Source organism: Streptomyces sp. NBC_01237 (genome assembly GCF_035917275.1).
GTDB lineage: Bacteria > Actinomycetota > Actinomycetes > Streptomycetales > Streptomycetaceae > Streptomyces.
Genome location: NZ_CP108508.1, coordinates 3,763,221 through 3,789,597, shown reverse-complemented (window position 1 = coordinate 3,789,597; position 26,377 = coordinate 3,763,221). Strand labels below are relative to the sequence as shown.

At 71.2% G+C, this 26,377-nt stretch carries 25 protein-coding genes; 17 read left to right on the top strand and 8 right to left on the bottom strand.

The genetic code is table 11. From position 1 onward, the window contains the following. Nucleotides 1-359 precede the first annotated feature (359 nt). The 5 genes from OG251_RS16750 to OG251_RS16730 all read left to right on the top strand — a co-directional run bounded on the left by OG251_RS16750 (nt 360) and on the right by OG251_RS16730 (nt 4,960). Nucleotides 360-1,193 carry a M23 family metallopeptidase gene (locus OG251_RS16750; protein WP_326677946.1) on the top strand — a complete coding sequence of 278 codons (834 nt, stop codon included), beginning with the start codon at nt 360-362 and terminating at the stop codon, nt 1,191-1,193. 155 nt (nt 1,194-1,348) lie between these two features. Further along, nucleotides 1,349-2,584: a GNAT family N-acetyltransferase gene (locus OG251_RS16745; RefSeq protein ID WP_326677945.1), complete on the top strand. Its 1,236-nt coding sequence runs from the start codon at nt 1,349-1,351 to the stop codon at nt 2,582-2,584. A 108-nt stretch (nt 2,585-2,692) separates the two neighbouring features. Then, the gene (locus OG251_RS16740) at nt 2,693-3,922 is read left to right on the top strand and encodes a cytochrome P450 family protein (RefSeq protein WP_326677944.1); all 1,230 of its coding nucleotides are present in this window, start codon (nt 2,693-2,695) and stop codon (nt 3,920-3,922) included. A 41-nt stretch (nt 3,923-3,963) separates the two neighbouring features. Then, complete coding sequence (locus OG251_RS16735) at nt 3,964-4,086, top strand: hypothetical protein (RefSeq protein WP_326677943.1); 123 nt, start codon at nt 3,964-3,966, stop codon at nt 4,084-4,086. 121 nt (nt 4,087-4,207) lie between these two features. Further along, on the top strand, nt 4,208-4,960 hold the full coding sequence (locus OG251_RS16730; RefSeq protein ID WP_385893642.1) for an ALF repeat-containing protein: 753 nt from the start codon (nt 4,208-4,210) through the stop codon (nt 4,958-4,960). A gap of 156 nt (nt 4,961-5,116) precedes the next feature. On the opposite strand, the gene OG251_RS16720 is transcribed toward OG251_RS16730, so the two are convergent. Continuing rightward, the gene (locus tag OG251_RS16720) at nt 5,117-5,392 is read right to left on the bottom strand and encodes a hypothetical protein (protein WP_326677942.1); all 276 of its coding nucleotides are present in this window, start codon (nt 5,390-5,392) and stop codon (nt 5,117-5,119) included. A gap of 345 nt (nt 5,393-5,737) precedes the next feature. On the opposite strand from OG251_RS16720, the gene OG251_RS16715 reads away from it, so the two are divergent. After that, nucleotides 5,738-6,760, top strand: coding sequence for a VOC family protein (locus OG251_RS16715; RefSeq protein WP_326677941.1), 1,023 nt, complete (start codon nt 5,738-5,740; stop codon nt 6,758-6,760). 151 nt (nt 6,761-6,911) lie between these two features. Next, the gene (locus tag OG251_RS16710) at nt 6,912-7,349 is read left to right on the top strand and encodes a hypothetical protein (protein WP_326677940.1); all 438 of its coding nucleotides are present in this window, start codon (nt 6,912-6,914) and stop codon (nt 7,347-7,349) included. Between the two features lie 66 nt (nt 7,350-7,415). Here OG251_RS16710 and OG251_RS16705 read toward each other — a convergent pair whose 3' ends face one another. Together OG251_RS16705 and OG251_RS16700 are read right to left on the bottom strand one after the other, a co-directional pair. Beyond that, nucleotides 7,416-8,600: an MFS transporter gene (locus OG251_RS16705; RefSeq protein ID WP_326677939.1), complete on the bottom strand. Its 1,185-nt coding sequence runs from the start codon at nt 8,598-8,600 to the stop codon at nt 7,416-7,418. A 28-nt stretch (nt 8,601-8,628) separates the two neighbouring features. Continuing rightward, the gene (locus OG251_RS16700) at nt 8,629-8,784 is read right to left on the bottom strand and encodes a hypothetical protein (RefSeq protein WP_326677938.1); all 156 of its coding nucleotides are present in this window, start codon (nt 8,782-8,784) and stop codon (nt 8,629-8,631) included. A 681-nt stretch (nt 8,785-9,465) separates the two neighbouring features. Between OG251_RS16700 and OG251_RS16695 the strand changes: the two genes are divergently transcribed. Further along, nucleotides 9,466-10,011: a hypothetical protein gene (locus OG251_RS16695; RefSeq protein ID WP_326677937.1), complete on the top strand. Its 546-nt coding sequence runs from the start codon at nt 9,466-9,468 to the stop codon at nt 10,009-10,011. Nucleotides 10,012-10,023: 12 nt separating this feature from the next. On the opposite strand, the gene OG251_RS16690 is transcribed toward OG251_RS16695, so the two are convergent. Together OG251_RS16690 and OG251_RS16685 are read right to left on the bottom strand one after the other, a co-directional pair. Beyond that, the gene (locus OG251_RS16690) at nt 10,024-10,482 is read right to left on the bottom strand and encodes a VOC family protein (RefSeq protein WP_326677936.1); all 459 of its coding nucleotides are present in this window, start codon (nt 10,480-10,482) and stop codon (nt 10,024-10,026) included. Nucleotides 10,483-10,636: 154 nt separating this feature from the next. Next, nucleotides 10,637-11,254: a GNAT family N-acetyltransferase gene (locus OG251_RS16685; protein WP_326677935.1), complete on the bottom strand. Its 618-nt coding sequence runs from the start codon at nt 11,252-11,254 to the stop codon at nt 10,637-10,639. A 498-nt stretch (nt 11,255-11,752) separates the two neighbouring features. On the opposite strand from OG251_RS16685, the gene OG251_RS16680 reads away from it, so the two are divergent. Continuing rightward, the gene (locus OG251_RS16680; protein ID WP_326677934.1) at nt 11,753-12,151 is read left to right on the top strand and encodes a hypothetical protein; all 399 of its coding nucleotides are present in this window, start codon (nt 11,753-11,755) and stop codon (nt 12,149-12,151) included. A 140-nt stretch (nt 12,152-12,291) separates the two neighbouring features. On the opposite strand, the gene OG251_RS16675 is transcribed toward OG251_RS16680, so the two are convergent. Next, nucleotides 12,292-12,933: a LysE family translocator gene (locus OG251_RS16675; RefSeq protein WP_326677933.1), complete on the bottom strand. Its 642-nt coding sequence runs from the start codon at nt 12,931-12,933 to the stop codon at nt 12,292-12,294. Nucleotides 12,934-13,041: 108 nt separating this feature from the next. Here OG251_RS16675 and OG251_RS16670 point away from each other — a divergent pair, with 108 nt between their 5' ends. The 8 genes from OG251_RS16670 (at nt 13,042) to OG251_RS16635 (ending at nt 23,736) form a co-directional block, all read left to right on the top strand. Then, complete coding sequence (locus tag OG251_RS16670; protein ID WP_326677932.1) at nt 13,042-13,614, top strand: TetR/AcrR family transcriptional regulator; 573 nt, start codon at nt 13,042-13,044, stop codon at nt 13,612-13,614. Nucleotides 13,615-13,765: 151 nt separating this feature from the next. Beyond that, nucleotides 13,766-14,968: a GDSL-type esterase/lipase family protein gene (locus tag OG251_RS16665; protein ID WP_326677931.1), complete on the top strand. Its 1,203-nt coding sequence runs from the start codon at nt 13,766-13,768 to the stop codon at nt 14,966-14,968. Nucleotides 14,969-15,224: 256 nt separating this feature from the next. Further along, nucleotides 15,225-16,169, top strand: a complete 945-nt coding sequence (locus OG251_RS16660; protein WP_326677930.1) for a TIGR03619 family F420-dependent LLM class oxidoreductase — start codon at nt 15,225-15,227, stop codon at nt 16,167-16,169. 11 nt (nt 16,170-16,180) lie between these two features. Further along, nucleotides 16,181-16,966, top strand: coding sequence for an SDR family NAD(P)-dependent oxidoreductase (locus tag OG251_RS16655; RefSeq protein WP_326677929.1), 786 nt, complete (start codon nt 16,181-16,183; stop codon nt 16,964-16,966). A gap of 98 nt (nt 16,967-17,064) precedes the next feature. Then, nucleotides 17,065-18,189, top strand: a complete 1,125-nt coding sequence (locus OG251_RS16650) for an LLM class flavin-dependent oxidoreductase (protein ID WP_073725671.1) — start codon at nt 17,065-17,067, stop codon at nt 18,187-18,189. Between the two features lie 435 nt (nt 18,190-18,624). Next, nucleotides 18,625-20,364, top strand: coding sequence for an N-acyl-D-amino-acid deacylase family protein (locus OG251_RS16645; protein WP_326677928.1), 1,740 nt, complete (start codon nt 18,625-18,627; stop codon nt 20,362-20,364). Continuing rightward, entirely contained in the window at nt 20,361-21,887 is a 1,527-nt protein-coding gene (locus OG251_RS16640; protein ID WP_442818342.1) for an aldehyde dehydrogenase family protein, read from the top strand. Before OG251_RS16645 ends, OG251_RS16640 begins: the two co-directional genes overlap by 4 nt. A gap of 283 nt (nt 21,888-22,170) precedes the next feature. Beyond that, nucleotides 22,171-23,736, top strand: a complete 1,566-nt coding sequence (locus OG251_RS16635) for an APC family permease (protein ID WP_326677927.1) — start codon at nt 22,171-22,173, stop codon at nt 23,734-23,736. A 78-nt stretch (nt 23,737-23,814) separates the two neighbouring features. Here OG251_RS16635 and OG251_RS16630 read toward each other — a convergent pair whose 3' ends face one another. Together OG251_RS16630 and OG251_RS16625 are read right to left on the bottom strand one after the other, a co-directional pair. Next, entirely contained in the window at nt 23,815-24,543 is a 729-nt protein-coding gene (locus OG251_RS16630) for a siderophore-interacting protein (protein WP_326677926.1), read from the bottom strand. Nucleotides 24,544-24,725: 182 nt separating this feature from the next. Further along, on the bottom strand, nt 24,726-26,300 hold the full coding sequence (locus tag OG251_RS16625; RefSeq protein WP_326677925.1) for a CehA/McbA family metallohydrolase: 1,575 nt from the start codon (nt 26,298-26,300) through the stop codon (nt 24,726-24,728). Nucleotides 26,301-26,377 lie beyond the last annotated feature (77 nt).

Below are 26,377 nucleotides of genomic sequence, written 5' to 3'. Positions count from 1 at the left end.
GGCGGTCGGTCGGGCAAGTGGTCTCGGCGAACGTCGCCGGGGTCCCGGCCTGCCCGCGATATCGTCGTAGGTCACGAACTCCGCTCCCCCGCGCGTGCGGGGTTGACCCCTGGTCCCGCACGACCACACCTACACCTTCACCCTGCTCCCCGCGCGTGCGGGGGTGACCCCCCGTCCGGGACGATCAGACGCGCGCGGGCCAGCTGCTCCCCGCCCCGCGCGGGGCTCCCCCCTACCGCCGGGGCTGTCGGCGACGCGCGAGTTGCGGCACTCTGGTCTCCGATCAACTCGCGTAGATTCCACGGCACTTCGCACCACGCACCCCACTGCTCGGTTGTCGACCGGAGGATTCCTCACCCATGCGCTCGATCCGCATCAGCCTGCTCGGTCTGCTGTCGCTCCTCGCGGGCCTGCTCACCGTCACGGCCGCCGCGACCCCCGCGGCCGCCGCACCCAACTTCAAGGCGCCGTATCCCTGTGGCCAGCAATGGACCTACAGTCATCACTCCGCCGAGGTCAGACAGGCTCTCGACTTCGTCCGCACGGACGGCGGCTCGACCGCCGGGTCTCCGGTCCTGGCCTCCTCGGGCGGTACCGCGTACCGCTACTCCCAGCCGAGCGGTGCGGGCAACTACATCGCCATCGATCACGGGGGCGGCTGGCAGACGTACTACTTCCACCTGGCCTCGTACTCCGTCGCCAACGGTGCCCAGGTCGCCCAGGGCCAGCAGATCGGCGTGACCGGCTCCACCGGCAACAGCTCGGGTGCCCACATCCACTACGAGCAGCTCTACAACGGAGTCGGCCAGAACATCTCGATCAACGGTCAGTCCCTGGCTCCGTACCCCGGTTCGTACTACAGCAAGTACCTGACCAGTGACAACGGTTGTGGTGGCAACGGTGGTGGCACGTACTGGGTCGATACCTTCGCCAACGCCACCGGCTACGCGGCGGCCAACACCGCTGACGCGCAAGGGGTGCTGAACGCGGGGACGAACTACGTCTACTGCAAGGTCTGGGGTGCCCAGGTCGGTTCCGGCAGCAGCTACAACCACTGGTGGCTGCGGACGGACCTGGACACCGTGTACGCGGGCAAGAACGGCCGCAACGCCTATGTGTCCGCGTACTACCTCTCCCGCTGGGGCAACGACGAGGCCCGTGACAACAACGGTGCGGTGATCCCCGACTGCTGATGCGCCACCCCGGCGCAGGTCAGGTCCCGTCCGAGGGAGCGGGCCGGCCGGGCGGAGGCGGGTGGGGGCGCGGTGCGGCCTTCCGCGCCCCGCCGCGCCGCCGTCCGGCGGAAATCCGATGGACGCGATGCCCGAGATGGTGCGACAGTCCGGCCGTGAACGCGACCGCGACCTCCCCCGCACCCGTGCCCCTGGCCGACGGCCTCGTCCTGCGTCAGGCGCGGCCCGCCGATCTCGACGGGATCGGCACCCTCCTCGCCGGGCGCGGGGAGCCGGAGGACGCCCTCGACCACCGGCTCGTCGTCACGGACCCCGACGTGGGCTGGTCCGCCTGCGCCGTGGTCGTCGACGGCGACCGGGTCGTCTCCACCGCGACGCTCCTCGACGAGGAAGTGCGCATCGGGGGCGTCCGACTGCCCGCCGGGCAGGTCGAGCTGGTCGCCACCGACCCCGCCTACGAGGGGCGCGGGCTCGTCCGGGCGCTCATGCGGTGGGCCCACGACCGCTCCGCCGCCCGTGGCCACGTCATCCAGGCGATGATCGGCATCCCGTACTTCTACCGGCTGTTCGGCTACGAGTACGCCATCGACATCCCGCCCGCACCGGCGGTCCGCACCCCACCGCCCGGCGAGGGGACCCCGGTCCTCCGGGCCGCCCGGCCCTCGGACATCCCCGCGATGGCGGCGCTCCAGGAGGCGGCCCAGCGCGGGTTCGACGTCGCCGTCGCGCACCCGGCGGCACGCTGGCGATGGCTGCTGGACCATGACGCGAGCACGCTCCAGGTCCTTGAGCGGGCCGGTACGGTCGTCGCCACCGGGCGCATCACGCCCCCCGGCGGCCAGGTGCTCCTGGCCGAGGCCGCCGCACTCGACGAGACGGCGGCACGGGACCTGCTCCGCGGCGCCGCCGCCCTCGTACCCGACAGCCGGTTGCGCGTCGTCCACCGGAGCGGCACCGTGACCGCAGCCGCCTGGCAGGAGTTCCTGGACCACGAACCGCGCAAGCGGGCCGAGCAGTACTACGTCCGCATCCCGGACGTCGCTGTCCTGCTCGACCGGCTGCGGCCGCTGCTGTGGCAGCGGCTCGCCGCGACGGGGACGGACCGCACCGGCCGCGACATCGTCCTCTCCACCTTCGGCGCCCACTACCGCATCCCGGTCCTCGCCGATGGCCTCGGCGCGGTCGTCACCGGCGGTGCGATGCAGGCGGCCGGCGCGGTGGGAGGCGCCGCGGCGGCCCCCGACCATCTGCCCGCGCTGCTGTTCGGCCCGCACGGAATGGAGGGGCTGACCCGGATTCGGCCCGATGTCTACGCGAGGGACGAGGAGCTGTTCCAGGCGCTCTTCCCGCCGCTCACCGGCGATGTGCTCAGCTACTACCTGCCGTACTAGACGCGGCCAAGTACGCCTGGAACATGGCTGGTTCAGCGCAACAGGGAAGATGAGCCGGCGGCGGCACAGTACCTAGGTTTAAAGCCTCTACTCTCAGGAGGCTCTCCGATGGTGACTGCTTGCCCCTTCCTGCTCGACCGCAACGGCACGGACCTGCACGCCGAGAACGCGCGCCTGCGCGGGCAGGGGCCGGTGGTTTCGGTGGAGCTGCCGGGTGGCATCCCGGCCTGGAGCGTGGTCGACCACGCCGTGGCCAAGCGGGTGCTCACCGACCCACGGTTCGTGAAGAACCCACAGCGCTGGCCGGCCTTCGCCGCGGGCGAGATACCAGCGGACTGGCCGTTGATCAGCTGGGTCGTGATGGACAACATGACGACCCATGACAATGCCGACCACAACCGTCTGCGCAAGCTGATCTCGCAGGCGTTCACCCCGCGCCGGGTGGATGAGACCCGGCCGCTGGTCGAGAAGATCACCGCCGAACTCCTCGACGGCCTGGCGGACGTGCCGCCCGGCGAGGTCGTCGACCTGAAGGGCCGCTTCGCCTACGCCCTGCCCGCCGCGGTGATCTGCGACATGTTCGGCGTACCCGCCGAGTCGCGTGCCGAGGTGCTGCGCGGAGGTGAGGTGACCACCAGTACGTCGCTCACCGAGGAGGAGGCGGCGGCCAACGTCGCGCACTGGCACCAGGCGCTGGGCGGCCTCGTCGACTCGAAGCGCCGCGCGCCGGAGGACGACCTGACCAGCGTCCTCATCGACGCGGCGTTCGAAGGGCATCGGCTGACCCACGAGGAGCTGGTCGGCACCCTGTTCCTGATGCTCGGCGCGGGCTCCGAAACGGTGATGAACCTCCTGTGTCACGCCATCACCAATCTGCTGGCCAACCCCGACCAGTTGGAGCTGGCGCTGAGCGGACAGGTCCCCTGGGAGCAGGTCGCCGAAGAGGTCCTGCGGGTGCAGTCGCCGATCAACCAGCTGCCGTTCCGGTTCGCCACCGAGGACATCGAGATCGGCGGGGTGACGATCGGCAAGGGCGACCCGGTCCTGATGGGCTTCGGCGCGACGGGCCGCGATCCCCAGCTGCACCCCGAGGGTGCGGACCGCTTCGACATCACCCGTACCAACAAGACCCATCTGTCGTTCGGCCATGGAACGCACTTCTGTATCGGCGCACCGCTGGCCCGGATGGAGTTCGCGATCGCGCTGCGCGCCCTGTTCGGCCGGTTCCCCGATCTGGAGATCGCGGTGGCGGACGACGAGTTGGTGCCGATGCCGTCCTTCATCATGAACGGCCCCCTCACACTGCCCGTGCGCCTGGGGAAGCCGCGGAGCGTCTAGGCCCTGCGCGGCGGACGATGTGCGCGTCGGGTCCTCGGCGTGTGGCTCGCCGACTCGCGACGTACGCGTACGACCTGCGCGCAGGGCTCGCCGGCCAGGGGCTGACCGCGGTCGAACCGGCTGAGGGCGAACCGGCGTATGCGGGCGGCAACCAGGGACCGTAACGGCTGCCGGAATCAGGCAGTGATCTCCGACAGGGGCAGGCACGATGATGTCCGCACCGGTAGAAGAAGCACGATGACCGGATTCCCTGAAGATCGCTACCTCCTCAAGGCAGGTTCACCCATGAGACTGACCCGTGCTGCCCTGACCGTCGCGGCCACCGCCCTGACACCGGCCCTCCTGCTGACGGCCCCGGCCTTCGCCGCAGGATCGGCCCCCTCGTCCGCCACCGTGACGGCGACCCCGCACACGGACGGCACCACCACGCCGGTGGACGACATGGACGAGGACGAGCTCCGTATCGCGATCCTGCGCATTCTCGCCGACCCGGCCTCCGGCAGGGGTGTCGTCCGGGAGGCCAACGCCGCCCTGGACGCCGGGACCCCGGAGGCCATGCGGCACTTCCTGGAGGTCGGGTTCCGCCTGGCGCGGGCGGAGGACGACCGTGTGGCGATCGTCCGTATTCTCGCTGATCCGGCTTCCGGCAGGGGAGTTGTCCGGGAGGCCAACAAGGCTCTGGACATCAACACCCCTGAGGCGCTGCGGGAGTTCCTGACGACCGGGCTCCGGCTGGCCCAGGCGGAGGACGACCGTGTCGCGATCGTCCGTATCCTCGCTGACCCGGCTTCCGGCAGGGGGGTTGTCCGGGAGGCCAACAAGGCCCTGGACATCAACACCCCTGAGGCGCTGCGGGAGTTCCTGACGACCGGGCTCCGGCTGGCCCAGGCGGAGGACGACCGCGTCGCCGTCGCTCGCATCCTCGCCAACCCCAACATCAGCGCGTCCCTCCGCGCGGCAGCCGAAGCGGCGATCGACGGTACGCCGGAGGAGCTGCGCTACTTCCTGGAGCACGGGCAGTACGAGACGGCCGCATAAGCCAGCCCCTCGGATCACCGGCCGAGGGGCCACCCGCGGAGCCCTCGCCCGCCCCTCCATCAGCGGATTGCCGCTGATGGAGGGGCAACCAGGGGCCCGCGCCGCACGCGGCCGCGGGCGACGAACCGTCCGCGGCGGACGGCGGTCCGCGAGGAGTCAGCTCGGTTTTCTCCACCTGGCCCGGTCCACCGGGTCCGAGCAGCGCGAGCACCAGTGGCCGATCCCCTGGTGGTACGTCCAGCCCAGCTCCCGCACGCGTTCCACGGATGCCTCGGCGGTGTGCATGATGTGGCCCCAGAAGTCCTCTTCTATGGGAGGGGCAGGCTCCGCCACCACCAGGTCGAACATGGTGTGGGTGTCGCAGTGCGGCCAGTCGCAGGCCAGATAGAAGCGGACCGGGCCCGGCGCCTCGCCCTCGCTCGCCAACGTCATGGCTGAACCCCTCCCCTCGCGAGCGCGTCGTACCTCGCTGTGTCGGCAACCCTTCGGACAGTAACCGAAGGGCGCGTCGTCGGGAGGGCGCTTACCGAGGCGTTCCGGCGTGCGGAATCAGAACCGGAGCGCGCCGATCGGCCGACGCGCCGTCCGGGCCTCGCTCGCGCCCAACTCCGCTGTGGCGGGGGAGCTTTCCCGTACGGAGATGCCGAGTGCACCGCCGTCCGTGGAACCGAACCCGGCGGCCGTTGCGCGAGCGGCATCGGAGGCGTTCCTGATGGGCTCCGTGGCCCGGCGCCGGTTTCGTTGACCCCCTGGTCGTGCACACCTACGGTGGCGGCCATGCGCCATGACATCGCACGTCTGCATCACGTCGGGCACGTCGTCGGCAACATGGAAGACGCGCTCACGCTGTACCGGCGCCTGGGGTTTGTCGTGCCGCCACCGAGCTACCCCACGATGGCTCCGGCCGAAGGGGCCGAACCCGAGCCGTTCGGCGCCGCGAACACGCACGCCGACTTCCGGCGCAGTTTCATCGAACTCGCGACCTGTGTGCGGGAGGGCGACGCCACGGGCATCCCGGAGAACGCACACCTGGTACCGCTCCAGGCGCCGGCTGCCCAACTGCCGCTCCTCTTGCGGAGGATCGGTGAGACCAGCGCCAAACTGGCCGGGTGGCTCCGCCGTTTCGAGGGGTTGCACATCCTGATGTTCTCGTCGCCGGACATCGACGCCACGGCGAAGCGGCTCGGCTCCTCCGGTGTGGGCCACGGCGGGGTGAACGCCGTGCGCCGCCGGGTGGAGACGAACACCGGAATCCACACGGAACTCGTCCGCTATCTGGAGATCGACGGTGACGGGCCCGGGGCCGGGAGCGGCTCCACCGCAGAAGGGCGCGTGGGTGCTGTGGCGGATCTGGACCCGGATATTCAGGGCGGTCGGCTCCTGGACCACCCGAACGGGGCCATCGATCTGGTCGAGGTGATGCTCTGCGTCGCCGCATCCCAACTCCCCCTCGTGCAGGCCCGTTACGAGAAGTACCTCGGCCGTCCGGCGCGGGTGGACGGCCCGGCACGGGTCTTCGACCTCGACGGCGCCGCACTGACCCTCGTGCCGGACACGCGCCTCGCCGCGCTCCTGCCGGAAGAGCGTCCCGCCGCGCTGCCCGCGTTCGTCGCCTACGCCGTCGCCGTGCGCGATCTCGCCGTGGTCCGGGACCTCCTTGAAGGAGAAGGTGTTCCGCTGCGGGAGACACCCTCCGGTGATCTCTTCGTCCCGGCGGCTGCGGCCCTCGGCGCCGCGGTCGTCTTCCGCCGGGCTCCGGTGCCGGCCGCCCGCCCGACGGGACCGGGAACGGACTCGTAGTCCGGAAGGTGCCCAACGGGCCGAGGAGCCCGCGGAGGGGCACAACCAGGCCCCGCCCCGAACGCGGTGGACCCGTCACGAATTGATCACAGGCCCGCTCGCGGGAACGGCGCTCTGGGAGCATCGGGCTTCACCTATCCGGGGAGTTCCCATGCGTGCCGCTGCTCTCGCACTCACCGCCGTTGCCACCGTTGTGCTGGTCGCGGGCTGTAGTTCCAGTCCCGGTGAGGACCTGGAGGACTGGTACACCTCGGGCGGTGAGAAGCAGCTTGAGCAGATGCGGGAGGACGCCGCACGGGTCAACGAGGTGAGCATGGGGACCTTCGGCCAGATGGGGCCCGCCTGTGGGGATCTCCTGAAGCACCTGCCTGCCGCCGAGGATCTGGACGCGATACCGGACAAGCCCGCGCAGATCACCTGGAAGGCTGCGCTGAAGGGGCTTCGTGAGGGCGCCACCGAGTGCCGAGCCGGAGTCGATGCGAAGGACGGTACGAAGACGTCGCGCGGCATCAGGACCGTCCAGCTCGACGGGCTTCCCAACCTGCGCGACACGGTATCGAGAATCAAGGACAAGCTGGCCTCGGACTGAGGGGATGGGTCAGCCGCCCTGGCCGGCGCTTCCCGTGATCTCCAGCTCGTCCGTACGACACTGGGGTTAGGCGGCCGGCGCGGCCGTCCTTGCCGCAGGGAGCAGGCGCTCGCCGAGCAGGACCGCGCAGCCCCCGACGGACAGCAGCCCGCCCGCCAGGAACGTGCCGCGTACGTCGGCGAGCGGCAGGAGCAGGCCTCCGAGGGCGGCGCCGGCCGCGATACCGGCGTTGTACGAACCGGAGTTGGCCGCGAGCGCCATATCCGTGCGGCCCGGTGCGCAGCGCAGCATCTCGTTCTGGGCGGCCATGAACACCGGCCCGAGCGCACCGCCCATCAGCACCAGGAACACCACCGTCGCCACCTGATCGGGTCCGGTCGCGTACAGGCCGAGCATGCCCACCGCCTGCGTGGCCACGGCCGTGGTCAGGGCGGCGTGCGGGAAGCGGTCCAGCAGGGCCCCGGTGATGGTCACTCCGGCCAGACACGCGGCACCGAACACCATCAACAGCGCGCTGACCGTGCTCGGGGTGAACCCGCTCACGTCGCCCAGGAACTTCACGATGTAGGTGTACCCCGCGAACGCCCCGGTCGCGGACAGGGTCGTGGCCGCGAGCACGGTCCGGAACCGGCGGGCCTCGGGATCCGTCCCGTACGCGGCGTGGCCCTCCTCCGGGCGCGAGGTCGGCAGAAGGGTGGCGATCGTCACCAGGGATACGAGCCCCAGCCCCGCCAGCACCGCGAGCGGCACCGGCCAGGCGCTCTGCCGGCCCAGCCAGGTCCCGGCGGGAACACCGAGTACGAGGGCGAGCGAGCCGGCGACGGACAGCGCCCCGACCACCCGTCCGCGGATCTCGGGGGCGAACAGGCCCACCGCGACCGGCCCCATCACGGCCCAGAACAGCGCCTGGGCGAGCGCGGTCAGCAGCCGCGCCCCGAACAGCAGCCAGTAGGAGGTCGCCAGCGCCGCGACCAGGCTGGAGACGACGAGCGCGGCCAGCAGCGCCGTGAGCACATGGCGCCGGGGCACGGTCCGGGCTGCGTGGGCCAGCGGGAGGGATGCCACGGCGACCGTCACGCCGTATCCGGTGACCAGGTAGCCGACCGCCGACAGGGACACCCGTAGGTCGTCGGAGATGAGTTCCAGGAGGCCGATCGGCAGGTTCTCCGCGGTGTTGAACGTGAACGCGGCCAGCATCAGGGCCACGAGCACCGCGAACCTGTGCCACGGAGCCGGTTGTGTCGTGACCATACGGCCGCCTCTTCCCTGCCCTCACCCGTCACGGCTGTTCGTCCTCGGCCACCGCGCCCGTGCTGCCCGCCCGCGTACCCGTCGTGCCCGCGCCGTCCGCCGTCGTGCCCGTCGCGCCTGCGCGGTCGGCTGCCCCCGCCGGTGCCGAACGCCCCTGCGGCGCCCGCGCGTTCAACGTACACATGATCGTGCCGGTGCGCGGGAAAATCATGCGGTACGGTAACGGTGTCATCACCCTCCGTGCGCACTCAGACGCATGGAGCGGCCCCCGACGGTGCTGGAACACCGACCGAGGGCCTACACCGACCAGTGGAAAAGGACCCACCGGGAAATGCTGCGTCATGTTATCGCGCCCTCTTCGGGCTATACGAAGGCATCGAACGACGTCGTGCGTGAGCGGCGGTTGAACAGTGATGCGAAGGTCCTTCTGCTGTATGTCCAGGGTCTGCCGGAGTCGGCCACGGGCCGCCCGTTGGGCGAGTTGGCCGACCAGCTGGGGATGAAGGGCCATGCGTACCAGAGGGCGAAGAAGCAGCTGGTAGCGCAGGGTTTTGTACATGAGTGGAGCGGCCAGGGTGCCGGTGGCCGCTGGTACACGGAGCAGCTGTTCACGAACACCCCGCTGACGGAGGCCGAGGCCAGGACCGTACGCGCGAGGCTGACGACGGCTCCCGCACGGTCCGCCTCACTGCCTTCGCCTGTTGTGCCTGCTCCGCCGACTGTGCGGATTCCGACCGTCGGTGAGCCGACTCCCCGGACGGCCGGTGGCTATCAACCGGTAGAAGACAACAGAGATAAGACCACTACCCACCCACCCTCCGAAGCGGAAGCGGAAGCGGCAGCGGAGGTGGAAGTGGAGGTGGAAGTGGCGGAACCGCAGCCCGCCGCACTCGCACCGTCCTGTGCGCCGCCCTCCTCCAGCCCGGCTCAACTGGCCCGCGCGGAACAGATCCTGCTCTCGCTGCGCCATACGCGCCGGGAGCTGCACCTGGGGGTGCGTGAGGCCCGTGCGCTGGCGGTGGAGGCGGTGAAGTGGCTGGAGCGGGGCCTGGGCGAGGCGGACCTGCGTCAGGCGTTACTGGCCGAGCGCCCGGAGGGCGGCGTACGTTCCGCGGTCGGCTTCCTCCGCTACCGCCTGGCCCAGAAGTGCCCGGAACCCCCACAGACACCACCCACGCCACCCGCACCGCCCATCACAGCGCCCGTCACGGAGCCCCCGCCGGTCCGCGAGCTGATCACGTGCGAGGGGCCGGGGGAGGAGCACGTCTTCCGGCCGATGGGCGAGGAGACCGCATGCGCCGAGTGCCGTCAGGTCGCCGCCTGGGAGATGTGGCAGGCCGGTACGCACACGTTCCCCGAGGACGCCACCTGGCGGGAGCGCTTCGCCATCGTCCGTGGGCAGAACGGCTGAGGCGGGCCGGTCTCAGGCCGGGGCGGGAGCCTGAGCGGAAGCGGGAGCGGCGGCCACGCAGAATTCGTTGCCCTCTGGGTCCGTCATCACGATGTGGTGGCCCTCGGCGACCTCGTACACGCTCCCGCCCGCCTCCACCAGCCTCGCGGACTTCGACCGGATCCGCGCCCATCGCTCGTCGGAACTGCCGTGTCCGGGCACGCGGATGTCGATGTGCAGGCGGTTCTTGGCCGTCTTCGGCTCGGGGACCTTGAGGATGGAGAGCCGGGGGCCGACGCCCTCGGGGTCACAGAGCCACGCACCGTCGTCCGCCGAGTCGTCCTCGGGCAGGTCGAAACTCGCGAGCCACTCCTCGCGGGTGGCGAACGGAGGGGGCGGTGGCTCGTCGATGTAGTCCAGCGCCGTCTTCCAGAAGTCACCGAGGAGACGCGCGTTCGTACAGTCGAGGGTCAGGCTGATTCCGGTTGCCATGACAGGACCGTACAAGCGGCGTCCATGGTGCATGCGCCACGTCCCGAGGATGTCGTTCCGGTCGGCGGGGGCGTTTGTTCTTCTCGGCCGCCCCGCAAGGACTGCCCGCCGAACAGGGTTGGGCAGGCAGCCTTTGTGGGCGCAGGACGCCGGATCAGACGTCGGACGGGGGGCGGGCGTCGCGTCGCATGGCCCAGATCTCCGGGCCGCCTCCCGGCAGCCGCGCCTCTCCGAGCACCGTGAAGCCGAAGTGCTCGTAGACGGGGAGGTTGGACGCCTTGGACGACTCCAGATAGACGGGCAGGCCCGCCGCGTCGGCCTTGGCCAGCCCCGAGCGGAGCAGGGCGGAACCGTGGCCCTGGCCCTGGGTGGCCGGGTCGGCGCCGATCACGGCCAGGTACCAGTGGGGTTCCGTCGGGGAGTGCCCGGCCGCCGCCTCGACGGCATCGCGGAACAGTGCTGCCCGGTCGCCGAGGATGTCCTGGAGTTCCTGGATCGTCTCCGCGTCGGGAACCGCCTTGTCCTTCCCCTCCGGTGACACCCAGAAGGCCGCCGCCGCGTCGGTGCGCTCGCACACACCGTGCTGGGCGTACTGCCGGGTGAAGAGGGTGGTGAAGTACCGGGTCAGCCCCGACTCGCGAGAGGCGTCGTCGGGGAAGAACCAACGCATCATCGGGTCGTCGTCGAACGCGAGGGCCAGGGTTCGGCCGACCGGCTGGGCGTCCTCGATCGATGCCGTCTTGGGAGTGTTCGTTATAGGCATACGGGTCATTCTGCACGCCGGATGATCTTCGGCTGTCGGCGGGCCTTCCGCTCGCGCGGGGGGCACGCGGGGGAGCAAAGGAGCGGCCCGGCACGGGAGTCACCGACCCGTGGCCCGGAGCCCGGCCTTCCGCAGCCCCGGCCCCCGCGTGAGCCGGGCGAGGTGCGTGTCCAGGGGCTGAACGCGCCCGGGGCAGGGTTTCGCGGAGGTCCCACCAGCGGATCGCCGCGATCGACCCGCCCCCGAGGGACATCAGGGCATGACCGGAACCGTCGGCCACCAGCGGAGGAAGCGTCGGAGAGACCCGAGGAGGCTGAGGGGGCGGAGGAGGCGGGGGAGGCGGCGGACCCGGGGATCGGCCACCCGTCAGCATTCCCGGTTCGGCGCCGGGAGAAGCCGACCGGCCCATGAGTACGCGTACTCATGCGTACGGACCTCCCTCCGCCCGAGACTGACGGCTCCATGACAGGTCGGCGAGGAGCAGACGTGATACGTGCGAGGAATTCCGTGACCGTGGCGGTTCTGGCGGCCTTCGGGGCGGTGGGCATGGGGGTCGTGCCCGCTGCCGCGGCGACGACCGGAGCGCTTCTTCCGCACCCCGGGCCGGACGGGCTGGTGTGGGTGCCGGAGAACACGGGGGACGGGGGAGTCGTGTCGGCGGGTGCCTCGGACCGCCTCGCGACCGTGATCACGGTGGCCTGCGAAGGGGGTGGCAGCGTGTCGGTGACGATGGCGTCGCAGGCCACCCAGGTAGCCGCGTTCGAGGTGGACTGCCCCGAGGGCAGTACGGGTGTGGGCTCGGTGGCCATGGACCCGGGAGTCGTTCAGTGGGGGTCCTTCTCGGTGGGAATCGACGCCTCCGACGAGAGCATCCGCTGGGGGCTGACGGTGACGCAGCCGGAGTAGAGTCCCGCTGCCGCAGACCGCGGACGGGCCGTCGCGTCCCCCCGTGAGAGGGGGACGGGGCGGCCCGTCCGCGTATGCGCGGAGGCGGGGGCCGGGTGCGGCCGGCCCGTGCATGCGCGGACACCCCCGTACCCAGGTCCTCAGTCCTTGCGGCCCGTCGCGGCGACCGTGATGCCGAGGCCGATCATCGCGAACCCGCCGGCCCCGCCGACCAGCGAGAGCCGCCGCGGCGATCGGGCGAACCAGTCCCGCGCGGTGGCCGCGGCCAGCCCCCACACGCTGTCGGAGGCAACGGCGATGAGGTTGAAGACCAGGCCGAGCAGCAGCATCTGAGCGGTGACGTGCCCCTGGGCGGGGTCGACGAACTGGGGCAGCACGGCGGCGAAGAACACGATGGTCTTGGGGTTGGCCACACCGACCGCGAACCCCTCCCCGAGGGTGCGCAGACCGCCGTGCGCGGGGCTGTCCCCACCGGTGAACGAGGCGTGCAGGGAGCCGCGTCGGCGCACCGCAATGATCCCCAGGTAGACCAGATACGCGGCGCCCACCAGCTTCAGTGCCGTGAAGACGACGACGGAGCGTTCCACGACGGCCCCGACTCCGAGGGCCACGGCCACGACGAGTACGTAGGACCCGAGGGTGTTTCCCAGGACCGTGGTCAGTGCGGCGCGGCGCCCCTGCGCGAGGGCCCGCCCCACCACGAACAGCACGCTGGGGCCCGGTATCAGTATCAGGAGGAACGACGTGGCCGCGAAGGCGAGCAGTCGGTCGGTGGTCGGCATGGACGGATGCTAGATACGGGGCCCTCGCGACTCCACCTCTTTTCGTTTTCCTATAGACTTTAGGTATATGCATACTAGGTTCAGGTTGATGGAAGGAGGGTCGCCGGTATGGCACCACGTGCGGGACTGACCACGGAACGCCTCGTCCGGGCAGGCGCGGAAATGGCCGACGAGGCCGGGTTCGAGCAAGTGACCCTCTCGGCGCTGGCCCGGCAGTTCGATGTCAAGGTCGCGAGTCTGTACTCGCACCTGAAGAGCTCCCAGGACCTCAAGACCAGGATCGCGCTGCTCTCGCTGGAGGAGCTGGCGGACCGGGGCGCCATCGCCCTGGCCGGGCGGGCGGGCAAGGACGCCCTGGCCGCCTTCGCGAACGTCTACCGCGACTACGCCCGCGAGCACCCCGGCCGCTACGCGGCGGCGCAGTTCCGGCTCGACCCGGAGGCCGCGGCGGCCAGTGCCGGGGGCCGGCACGCGCAGATGACGCGGGCGATCCTGCGTGGGTACGACCTGACGGAGCCGGACCAGACGCACGCCGTCCGGCTGCTGGGGAGCGTCTTCCACGGCTACACCAGCCTGGAGCTGGCCGGAGGCTTCAGCCACAGCGCTCCCGACTCGCAGGAATCCTGGACATGGGTCCTGGACCGTCTCGACGCCCTGCTGCGGACCTGGCCCGCGCCCTGACCCCGCGCCGCCGCGGTATCGCCGGCCCCCGGCGTACGGCCATGACGCCATGAAGGGTGCGCGTAGCCGCGCGTCCGCGTGTCTGTGTCTCGCGCATCCGCGCATCCGCGCACCTGAACGACTTCGAACATCCCTGATCAAGGCTGAGACCATGAATACCGAACACCGCTGGATCACCACGCCCATCACCGCCGGCCTCCTGCGCGGCGCCCTCGACCTGGAGCGCACCGCGCACGGCGTCCTGCCCCACCGGCTGCCCGGCTGGGCCCGCGCCCAGTACACCGACGGTCAGCTCGCCATGGCCGAGGCGCAGCCCTCCGGCGTCCGGCTGGTCTTCCGTACCCGCGCCACCGCCATCGAGCTGGACGCGCTCCCCACCAAGCGGGTCTACGTGGGCGCCCCGCCCCGTCCGGACGGCGTGTACGACCTGGTCGTCGACGGACGCCCGGCCGGCCGGGGCAGTGTCACCGGCGGCAACACCCTGACCATCGACATGGCCACCGGTACCGCCGAGCAGCGGCCCGGACCGGTCGGCACCGTTCGCTTCGCCGGGCTGGCCGACGGCGACAAGGACGTCGAGATATGGCTGCCGCACAACGAGGCCACCGAACTCGTCGCCCTGCGCACCGATGCCGCCGTCGAGCCCGCACCGGACCGGGGGCGCAAGGTCTGGCTGCACCACGGCAGTTCGATCAGCCACGGTTCCGACGCGGCGAGTCCCAGCACCACCTGGCCCGCCCTGGCCGCCTCGCTCGGCGGGGTGGAGCTGATCAACCTGGGCCTGGGCGGCAGCGCCCTGCTCGACCCGTTCACCGCGCGCACCATGCGCGACACCCCCGCCGACCTGATCAGTGTCAAGATCGGCATCAACCTGGTCAACACCGACCTGATGCGCCTGCGCGCCTTCACCCCGGCCGTCCACGGCTTCCTCGACACCATCCGCGAGGGTCACCCCACCGCCCCGCTGCTGGTGGTCTCGCCCATCCTGTGCCCGATCCACGAGGACACCCCCGGCCCCAGCGCCCCTGACCTCGCCGCGCTGAGCGCCGGAAAGCTGAGCTTCCGCGCGGCGGGCGATCCCGCGGAGACCGCCGCCGGGAAGCTCACCCTGAACGTCATCAGGGGCGAACTCGCCCGGATCGTGAAGCAGCGGGCGGCCGAGGACCCGCACCTGTACCACCTCGACGGCCGTGACCTCTACGGGGAGGCCGACTCCGTCGAACTGCCCCTGCCCGACCAGCTCCACCCGGACGCCGCCACGCACCGCCGTATCGGTGAGCGGTTCGCCGCACACGCCTTCGCGGCCGACGGCCCCTTCGCGGCAAGCGGCCCCGTCGCGGACCGCGCCGTCTGACCCCGCGCGGGCGGTTCGACGCCCGCCCGCCCGCTCCTCCACAGCAGCCCCGGAACCACTCAGGCCCCTATCGGGGACGGGTGGTTCCGGGGCTGCTGCCGTCCCTCCTCTCCCGGGCCGCGTCGGGCCACCGGTATCCGTCCCCCGACAGCCCCGTCGGCGCACACTCTTGTCTGATGGAGCGTCAGGTATGACTATGGCCCCGCCTGCAAGGTGACTGTCCATCAGATCAGTTCCAGGGGAAGGAGGCCGTTCGGTGCCGATACTGCCCACCGGGCCGCTGTCGTACGGGATGCAGCTCCCGATCCAGTCGCAGAGCACCCTCTACGCGGAGCCCTGGGAGGCCGGGGCGACCCCCGCCGACCTCGCCCGGATCGCCCACGCCGCCGACCGCAGTGGTTTCGCCTACCTCGCGAGCTGCGAACACGTCGGCATTCCCCGGCGGCTCGCCGGGGCCATGAGCACCATCTGGTACGACCCCGTCGCCACCCTCGCCTTTCTCGCCGGGGTCACCGATCGCGTCCTGCTGATGAGCCATGTGGCCGTCGTCGGGCTGCGGCATCCGCTCCTCACCGCCAAGCAGTACGCCACCCTCGACCACCTCAGCGGCGGCCGGCTGATCCTCGGGGTCGGCGCCGGGCACGTGCAGGAGGAGTTCGAGGCGCTCGGCGTGGACTTCGCCGGGCGCGGCGGTGTGCTCGACGAGACCATCGACGCGCTGCGGGCGGCGCTCGGGCCGGCGGAGTTCCCGGAGTTCGCGGGGGAGCGGTTCTCCTTCGGCGGGCTGGGGCAGCTGCCGCGTCCGGCCCAGGAGCGGGTGCCGATCTGGGTGGGGGGCTCCTCGCCCGCCGCCGTGCGCCGGGCCGCCGTGCGGGGGGACGGGTGGCTGCCGCAGGGGGGTTCGCGTGACGAACTGCCCGTACATATAGCCCGGTTGCGTGAACTCCGGGCAGAGGCGGGGGTCGAGGAGCCGCTCGTCATCGGGGCGATCACCGAACCGCTCTACGTCGGTGACCCCGGGTGGCGGGTGGGGCGACGGACCCTGAGCGGGAAGCCGGAGGTCCTCGCCGAGTCGCTGCGGGCCTACGCGGACATGGGGGTGCACCAGATCCAGGTGCGGTTCCGCAGCCGGGGACCACAGGAACTCATCGACCAGATGGCGGCGTTCGGCGCCGACGTCGCACCACTACTCGACACCTAGGGAGACCGGGCATGGGCAAGCTGGACGGGCGCGTCGTCATCATCAGTGGAGCGGCGCGCGGACAGGGTGAGCAGGAGGCGCGGCTCTTCGCGGCCGAAGGGGCGCGCGTGGTCATCGCCGATGTGCTGGACGAGCAGGGGGAGGCCCTGGCGAAGGAGCTGGGCACGGAGGCCGCCCGGTTCGTTCATCTGGACGTGAGCCGCGAGGAGGAGTGGCGGTCCGCCGTCGCCGTGGCGAAGGAGGCGTTCGGGAAGATCGACGGGCTGGTCAACAACGCCGGAATCCTGCGCTTCAACGAGCTGGTGTCCACGCCGCTGGAGGAGTTCCAGCAGGTCGTCCAGGTCAATCAGGTCGGCGCGTTCCTGGGGATCAAGACCGTCGCGCCCGAGATCGGTGCGGCGGGCGGCGGGACCATCGTCAACACGGCCTCGTACACCGGGCTCACCGGTATGGCGTTCGTGGGCGCGTACGCGGCGACCAAGCACGCGGTACTCGGGCTGACCAAGGTGGCGGCGGTGGAGCTGGCGGCGCAGGGGATACGGGTCAACGCGGTCTGCCCGGGGGCCGTGGACACCGCGATGACCAATCCGGCGGCACTGGACCCGTCCGCCGACCCGGAGGAGTCGAAGGCGGCCGTGTCCGAGCTGTACAAGAAGCTCGTGCCGCTGGGGCGGATCGGGCGGCCGGAGGAGGTGGCGGCGCTCGCCCTGTTCCTGACCTCGGAGGACTCCTCGTACATCACCGGGCAGCCGTTCGTCATCGACGGGGGATGGCTGGCCGGCGTCAGCCTCTTCTGACGGAGCGTCAGGTATTGACGGGCCGGAACGTCGGTGGAACAGTCGGTCGCATCACAATCTGACGATGCGTCAGAAATACTTGAGGACGGTGAACCTCCGTGGAATTCGGGCTCTTCGTGCAGGGGTACGTGCCCGCAGCGCGCGCCAAGGCGGACCCCCAGGCAGAGCACAAGGCACTGATCGAGGAGACCGAGTACGTCATCCAGGCGGACAAGTCCGGCTTCAAGTACGCCTGGGCCTCCGAGCACCACTTCCTGGAGGAGTACTCGCACCTCTCCGCCAACGACGTCTACCTCGGCTACCTCGCGCACGCCACCGACCGGATCCACCTGGGGTCCGGCATCTTCAACCCGCTCGCCCCGGTCAACCACCCGGTGAAGGTGGCCGAGAAGGTCGCCATGCTCGACCACCTCTCGGAGGGGCGCTTCGAGTTCGGCACCGGACGCGGGGCAGGGAGCCACGAGATCCTCGGGTTCATGCCGGGCATCACCGACATGAACCACACGAAGGAACTCTGGGAAGAGACCATCGCCGAGTTCCCCAAGATGTGGCTCCAGGACGAGTACGTCGGCTTCCAGGGCAAGCACTGGTCGCTGCCGCCCCGCAAGATCCTGCCCAAGCCGTACGGGAAGTCGCACCCGGCCATGTGGTACGCCGCCGGGTCGCCGTCCTCGTACGCGATGGCGGGCAAGAAGGGGCTCGGGGTGCTGGGCTTCAGCGTGCAGAAGGTCTCCGACATGGAGTGGGTCGTCGAGTCCTACAAGAACGCGGTCAAGGAGGCGGAGCCGATCGGCGACTTCGTCAACGACAACGTGATGGTCACCTCGACCGCGATCTGCGCCGAGACGCACGCCAAGGCGGTCGAGATCGCGGTGGGCGGCGGGCTGAACTACCTCCAGTCGCTGCTGTTCCGCTACCACGACACGTTCCCGCGGCCCGAGGGGATTCCCGAGTGGCCCGAGCTGCTGCCCGAGTACAGCGAGGAGATCATCGAACTGCTCATCGCGGAGGAGCTGATGATCTGCGGTGACCCGGACGAGGTGCTGGCCCAGTGCCGGCGGTGGGAGCGGGCGGGGGCGGATCAGCTGAGCTTCGGGCTGCCGATCGGGATCAGTCCGGAGGACACGGTGAACTCGATCAAGCTGATCGGTGAGCACGTGATTCCGAAGATCGACACGGACCCGGTGCATCGGACCTCGCGGTTCCGGAGCGCCTCGAACTGACCCCGGGCTCCGCCCCGGACCCCGCGCCTCAATCGCCGGCGGGGCTGGGTGGTCCTCCTGACCCCGGGGCTCCGCCCCCGACCCCGCGCCTCAATCGCCGGCGGGGCTGGGTATGGCGCTCGGCGGTGCTGAGCGGTCCTCCCCACCCCGGGGCTCCGCCCCGGACCCCGCGCCTCAATCGCCGGCGGGGCTGAATATGGCGCCCGGCGAGCTTGGGGGCGGGCTTCGCGGGGAAATCGAGCCCCTCCGGCGATTGAGGAGCGGGGGTACGGGGGCGGCGCCCCCGGAACCCGGGCCGGGCGGCGTCTTCCCGGACCGTCGCCCGTGCGCCGGGGTGCGTACCGCGGCCGAAAGCGTACGCACCCCGGCCGCACACCCCCGCCCAGGACACCGCACCACCACCACCGCACCACCACTGCGAGAAGGGACCCCGTCATGCTCGACCACCTCATCCGCGGAGCGACCGTCGTGGACGGCGGCGGTGGACCCGCGTACCGGGCCGACCTCGGCATCCGCGACGGCCGCATCGCCGTCATCGCCGAGCCCGGCACCCTCACCGAAGAGGCCGTCACCAGCGAGGACGCCACCGGACTCGTCCTCGCGCCCGGCTTCGTCGACCCGCACACCCACTACGACGCGCAGCTCTTCTGGGACCCCTACGCCACCCCCTCCATGAACCACGGCGTCACCACCGTCGCCGGAGGCAACTGCGGGTTCACGCTCGCCCCGCTCCACCCCGACCGGCCCGAGGACGCCGACTACACCCGCCGGATGATGTCCCGGGTGGAGGGCATGGCCCTCAAGGCGCTGGAGGAAGGCGTCGACTGGAGCTGGTCCACCTTCCGCGAGTACCTGGACGCGCTCGAAGGGCGCATAGCCGTCAACGCCGGGTTCATGGTCGGGCACTGCGCGCTGCGCCGCCACGTCATGGGCCCCGACGCCGTCGGCGGACAGCCCACCGACGAGCAGATGGCCGCCATGCTCGCCCTCTTCCACGACGCCATGGACGCCGGAGCCTGGGGGTTGTCCACCACCCAGTCATCGACCCACTCCGACGGCGAAGGGCAGCCGGTCGCCTCGCGGCACGCGCTGCCCGAGGAACTGATGGCGCTCTCCCGCGCCGTCGGTGAGCACGAGGGCACCCAGATCGAGGCGATCGTCGCGGGCTGCCTCGACCAGTTCTCCGACGAGGAGATCGACCTGTTCGTGGACATGAGCGCCGCCGCCGGACGGCCGCTCAACTGGAACGTCCTCACCATCGACGCCGCCGTCCCCGAACGCGTACCGCGCCAGCTGGTCCCCAGTGAGCGGGCCCGCCGCGCGGGCGGCCGGATCGTCGCCCTCACCATGCCGATCCTCACCCCCATGAACATGTCGCTCGGCACCTTCTGCGCCCTCAACCTCATCCCCGGCTGGGGCGACATCCTCGCCCTCCCCGTGCCCGAGCGCATCGAACGGCTCCGCGACGCCGACACCCGGACCGAGATGCTGCGCCGCGCCGACAGCAAGGAGGCCGGGGTCTTCCGCCGGCTCGCGAACTTCGGCCGGTACGTCATCGGGGACACGTACAGCGCCGCCAACGAGGGGCTGAGCGGGCGGGTCGTGAACGACATCGCCGCCGAACGCGGCCAGGACGCCTTCCACTGCCTGGTCGAGATCTGCGCCAACGACGACCTGCGTACGGTGCTGTGGCCCATGCCCACCGACAACGACCCGGACTCCTGGGCACTGCGGCAGCGGACCTGGGAGCACGAGGACGTGCTGCTCGGCGGGTCCGACGCGGGCGCCCACCTGGACCGGATGTGCGGGGCCCCGTACACCACCCGGTTCCTCGGCGACTGTCTGCGCGGACGCAAGCTCGTGCCGCTCACCACCGCGGTCAAGATGCTCACCGACGACCCGGCCCGGCTCTTCGGGCTGCGCGACCGGGGCCGCATCGAGGAGGGCTTCCACGCCGACCTCGTCCTCTTCGACCCCGAGCGCATCGACGCCGGACCCGCCACCCTCGTACACGATCTGCCCGGCGACAGCCCCCGTCTGGACTCCAAGGCCATCGGCATCGTGTCCGTCCGCGTCAACGGCGTCGAGACCCTGCGCGAGGACAAGGTGACGGGCGCGGTGCCCGGTACGGTGCTCCGCTCCGGCCGCGACACCCGGACGGTGAGCACCGCATGAGCGGCACGGAGAAGCCCACGAGTGGCACGGGCAAGCCCACGAGCGGCACCGGAAAGTCCCTGCGCGACACCGAGCAGCGGCTGTTCATCGGCGGTGAGTGGACCGAGCCCGCGGACGGGCACTACGAGGTGATCAACCCCGCCACCGAGGAGGTCGTCGGGCTCGCCCCCGAGGCGAGCGCCGCGCAGGTGTACGAGGCCGCCGCGGCGGCCCGCGAGGCGTTCGCCGGCTGGTCCCGGACCCGGCCCGAGGAGCGCGCGGCGATCCTCGACCGCGCCGCCGACCTCGTCCAGCGCGACTTCGCCGCCCACGCCGCGCTCGCCCAGGCGGAGAGCGGCGCCACCACGAGGACGGCACGGGGGATGCAGGTCGCCGTCGGGGCCGCACGGTTCCGGCGGTACGCCAGGGGAGCCCTGGAGCCGGTGGAGGAGGGCCTCGCCCCGCAGATCAACGAGGCCGGTCCGATGGGACGGGCCGGTGTCTTCGGCGCGCTCGCCGTGCGCCAGCCGGTCGGCGTCGTCACCTGCATCACCTCGTACAACAACCCCTGGGCCAACCCGGCGGGCAAGATCGCTCCCGCGCTCGCCATGGGCAACACCGTCGTCGTGAAGCCCGCTCCGCAGGACCCGCTCTCCGTCTACCGGATGGCCGAAGCCCTCGCGGAGGCCGGGGTTCCGCCGGGCGTCGTCAATGTCGTGACCGGTTCCGGCGCCGGGGCGGGCGAGGCGGCCGTGGACTCGCCGGACGTGGACATGGTCAGCTTCACCGGCTCCACGGCCGTCGGGCAGCGGATCGCCGAGGTGTGCGGACGCGGCATGAAGCGGCAGCTGATGGAGCTGGGCGGCAAGGGTGCCGCGCTCGTCCTCGACGACGCCGACCTGGACGCGGCGGTGGCGGGCATCGGCACGACGTTCTCCTTCTACAGCGGACAGATCTGTACGGCTCCGACCCGCGTCCTGGTCCAGCGGGGTGTCCATAACCGGCTGATCGGAAAACTGACGGCGTACGCGGCCCGGCTGCCGGTCGGTGATCCGACGGACCGGGGAACGGTCGTCGGCCCGGTCATCTCCGCCGCCCACCGCGACCGCGTCGAGGCGTACGTGGAGCTGGGACGCAAGGAAGGGGCGCGGGTGGTCACGGGCGGCGAACGGCCCGAGCGCGCCGGGCGGGGCTTCTACGTCGCCCCCACCCTCCTCGCCGACTGCACCAACGACATGCGGGTCGTCCGCGAGGAGATCTTCGGCCCGGTCGTCGTGGTCGTCCCCTTCGACGACGAGGAGGAGGGCATCGCACTGGCCAACGACAGCGACTACGGCCTCCTCGACTACGTGTGGTCGGGGGACGTGGCGCGGGCCTTCCGGGTGGCCCGCCGGCTGCGCGCGGGCGGCGTGGGCGTGAACACGATCGGCCGGAACATGGAGGCTCCGTTCGGCGGGTTCAAGAAGAGCGGTGTGGGGCGCGATGTCGGCTCGTACGCCCTGCACGCGTACAGCGAGACGCAGGCGATCGTCTGGCCGGGATGAGGTGCCCGACGGGTCATCGGCGAGTCGCCCGACGGGTCATCGGCACGTCGTCGACGAGGCGCCGATGAGCCGCACGGGAAAATTTTGAACCAGCCCAAAACGGACAGCGCTGCGATTACCGTACGTCGCCGCTCCCGCCCGCATGACGTTCATTGCAAGGCTCAGTGGTGATTTAACGCATTGTTGGCGCGCCATTCATCGCTCAATTGCCTTGTTTTAAAAGGGTGAGACGCTGGAGTCTCACGCTCCGGATGTGGATATCGCAGCGCATAGCGTCCTCTCCATGACTCAGCTGGACGCGCGGCCGGAGGCCGGAGACACGGTACGGGGAAGTGCCCCGGCCGGCGGTGGAGTGCGGGACAAGGGCCTCGGCGGCAACTCCGTCGGGCTGATGGGGAGCGCCGTCATCGGCATCTCCACCGTCGCCCCCGTGTACTGCCTGACCTCCACCCTCGGCTCCACCGCCGGAGAGGTCGGCGTGCAGATGCCCGCCGTCTTCCTGGCCGGCTTCCTGCCGATGCTGCTCGTCGCCTTCGCGTACCGCGAACTCAACAAGGTCATGCCGGACTGCGGCACCTCCTTCACCTGGACGGTGAAGGCGTTCGGCCCGCGCGTCGGCTGGATGTGCGGCTGGGGTCTGGTCATCGCCACGATCATCGTCCTGTCGAACCTGGCGGGTGTGGCCACCTCGTACTTCTGGCTCCTCGCGGGCGAGATCACCGGCAGCGACGGGGTCGCGGCCCTGGACGACGACAAGGTCGTCCACATCGCCACGTGTCTGGCCCTCATCGCGGCCGCCACCGCCATCAGCTACCGCGGCATGACCGCCACCAAGGGTGTGCAGTACGCCCTGGTCGGGCTCCAACTCGTCGTCCTCGCCCTGTTCGTGGCGATGGCCCTCCAGAAGGCGGACAGCGGTGACTTCGCCTCGTCCGTGGACTTCTCGTGGTCCTGGCTGAACCCGTTCGCCGTCCAGTCCTTCGCCGCCTTCACCGCCGGGCTGTCCCTGTCCATCTTCATGTTCTGGGGCTGGGACGCGTGTCTGACCGCCAATGAGGAGACGACCGGCAGCGAGAAGACCCCGGGGCGCGCCGCGCTCATCGCGATGGTCGTCCTCGTCGGCTCCTACCTGGCCACCGGCATCGCCGCGCAGATGGCCGTCGGCTCCGGCGGCTCCGGTCTCGGCCTCGCCAACCCGGACACCTCCGACAACGTCTTCGCCGCGCTCGCCGGTCCGGTCATGGGCCCCGGCCTCGGCGTCCTGCTGTTCCTCGCCGTGCTCGCCTCGGCCGCCGCCAGCCTCCAGACCACCTTCATCCCCGTGGCGCGCACGGTGCTCGCGATGTCGTCGTACGAGGCACTGCCCTCCTCGTACGCCCGGGTCCACCCGCGCTTCAGGACCCCCGGCCGGGCCACCGTGACGGCGGGCATCGCGACCGGCGTCTTCTACACCGTGATGACCCTGGTCAGTGAGCACGTCCTGGTCGACACCATCTACGCGCTCGGCCTCATGATCTGCTTCTACTACGCGCTGACGGCCTTCGCCTGTGCCTGGTACTTCCGCGCCGAACTGACCCGCTCCGCCCGCGACCTGGTCTTCAAGGGCCTCTTCCCGCTGGTCGGCGGCGTCCTGCTCACGGCCGTCTTCGGCAAGACCCTCTACGACATGTGGGACCCGGCCTACGGCTCCGGCTCCTCGGTGTTCGGTGTCGGCTCGGTGTTCGTCATCGGGGTGGGGCTGCTGCTGCTCGGTGTGGTGCTGATGCTCGCGATGCGGCGCCGCAGCCCGGCGTTCTTCCGCGGCGAGGTGCTGACGAAGGAGACACCGGCCCTGGTCGTGGCGGACTGACCCTCCGGCCGGACCGGGCTCTTCGGCCGGCCGGGCGGGACCGGCCGGCCGGGCGCGGGGAGTCGTCCCCCTGAGGGCTCAGGGGCGCCAGTACCCCAGCGCCTGCACCCGGTCCCTGGGCAGCCTCAGCTCCTTGCGGACGTACGCCGACAGGGTCCGGGTGGTCGACGTGTCGCAGGCGATCCAGACGTACGCGTCGGAGGAGTCGGCGCCCAGCAGCTTTGGCAGTGCGGCCTTCACCTCGGCCACCAGATGTGCCCCCGCGTCGCGGCGCGGGACGAGGTGCAGGGTGTGGTGGTCCGGGGCGACACGGAACGGAAGCCGCTCGTCGGACGCGTGCACCGTCTCGAACCAGACCGTCGCCGGGGTCTCCGGGACCGCGTCCAGCAAGGAGTTGACCGCGGGCAGCGAGGCCGCGTCGCCGATCACGAAGAGCCGGCCGGGCCTCGGTTCGGGCAGTGTGAATCCGGTGCCCTGGAGCGTCGCGTCGACCGTGTCGCCGGCCTTCGCGCCGCGCGCCCAGTTGCTCGCGGGCCCGTCGTGCAGGGCGAATTCGAGGCTGAACGTCCCGGCCTCCGGGTCGGGGTCGACCAGTGTGTACCCGCGCTGATGCGGCTTGCCGCCCTGCTCGAACCACACTCTGACCCACATCGTCGGGTGCGCGCCGCCGGTCGCGGCCAGCAGCCCGCCGTCGGTGAGGTGCACACGGCGGAAGGTGTCGGTGACCTGCTCGGCCCCGGTCACGGTGAACGTGAAGTCACGCCCCCGCATCAGCTTGAGGACGACGCCCTCCCAGCCGTGACCCATCGCTTTCCCCGCCCTCTGCCGTCCACCGGTCGGCACGGTTTGCCGATCAGCGGTTGAGGTTGGTTAGGCTAACCTAAATTGAGAGGGCTGAGGAGTGGCCGGAAGCACCGGGTCCGCAGCGATCCGGCCCTCGGTTACCGGCCGCCCCCGGACGCTCCGTCCTGCCTCGGCGATCCCGCCCCTCAGCCCTCGTCGCCCAGGAACACCGGGTTGGTGAGGGCGGCGAGCGGGCCGGGCAGCCCCGGCACGGCGACCGGGTGCCGGACCTCCGCGCGGACGTACGCCGCGTACGCCGGAGTCGTACGCCACTCCACGGCGCCCGCCCCCGACGCGGGCAGCGCGGTCGTGAACAGCGTGCCCTGGTCGGTGACGAAGTGCGCCGTGCAGCCGGGTGCCCCCGTGACCTCCAGCCGCACGGTGACGGGGGTGTCCGCGTCGACCCGAAGCCGCTCGCCGATGCCCGCGTGATCGCCGCGCCCGCCGGAGGCGCCGAAGGAGAGGGTGACGGCGGAGGACTCGGCGACATAGGAGTGCCCGGCCCGGATGCCGGCGGTGATCGCCTGCCGGGACAGCTCCTCGGCCAGGACGACCGTCTGCGGCAGCCCCACCCTGTCCGGCTCGCGGTGGGCGTCGCTGTTGCCCATGGCCGGAACCCACGGCTTCGACGCCCGTACGGACGCGACGAGGGCGTTGTCCCACTCGGCGAGGGAGATCTCGTCCTCCGGGGTGTACGGCCCGTTCCACACCTCGACCGCGTCCGCCTCGCCGAAGCCGAACTTCCAGTGGCAGCCGATGCAGGTGGCGTGCGGGTGCGCGGGCACGACCAGACCGCCGGCCCGGCGGACCGCCCTCGCGTAGTGGCCGAAGCGGTTGTCCCGCGCCCGGTAGCGCCAGTCGACGAAGGTGCCCGGATCGGTGCCGAGCGCGACCACGTGCCCGTTGCGGGTGGTGATCTCCTCGCCGGTGAGGATCAGCAGATCATCGCCCCACAGGCCGCCCCAGGCGCCGTGCGCCGAGATGGTGTTGTGCTCGCTGCTGTTGATGAAGTCGAGCCCGGCGGCCCGCGCGGCGGCGGCGATCTCGGCCGGGGTGCGACGGCCGTCCGAGTGCACGGAGTGCAGATGGCAGTCCCCCCGGTACCAGGCCCTGCCGCGCCCCCTGGCCCGCTCGGGCGGGTACACGGGCCTCGGCGTGGTCCCGGAGGGGCCGAAGCGCAGCGTGACCGTCACCTCGTAGGGGAGCCCTTCGGGGGCGACGGTGTACGGCCCCAGCGCGATGTGCCAGGTCCCGGCCCGTACCGGACCCGCGAGATAGCCGGGGGTCGCCTCGTCGGCCCGGATGAAGAACGCGGTACGCGCCCCGCCGGACCAGCCGCGGAACCCGCGCCCGCCCGGCTCCGTACCGCGCTCGTCGAAGATGCCGATGTCGAGGGCGTTGCCCTGGGTACCGGCCGGGACGGGCGTCCTCGTGTACGTGTACGAGACGGCGATCTCCCGGACGCCCCGCGGGACTTCGACGGGCAGGTGGACGAAGTCCGGCGACCCGGGGGGCAGGGTCCCGCGCACGGTCCTGGTCCGTTCGCCGTCCTGCGTGCTGCCGTCGGAACTGCCGTCGGATGCCTGGGCGAAGCTCACGGGTCCCAAGGTTAGAGCGGTGACGGCCGTACCGAGCAGAAGGCCGCGCCTGGCGATCGGGGGTCGCGGGTCCTGCGGGGCCGGTGGGGCCTGTTCGGTCTGCGGGGTGTGCGATCCGGTCATACGAGGGGCTCCCCGGGTGTGGTGAGGGACGAGGGCGACGTACTCGGACTCTGGTATTGGGCCGTGAACTCCACTGA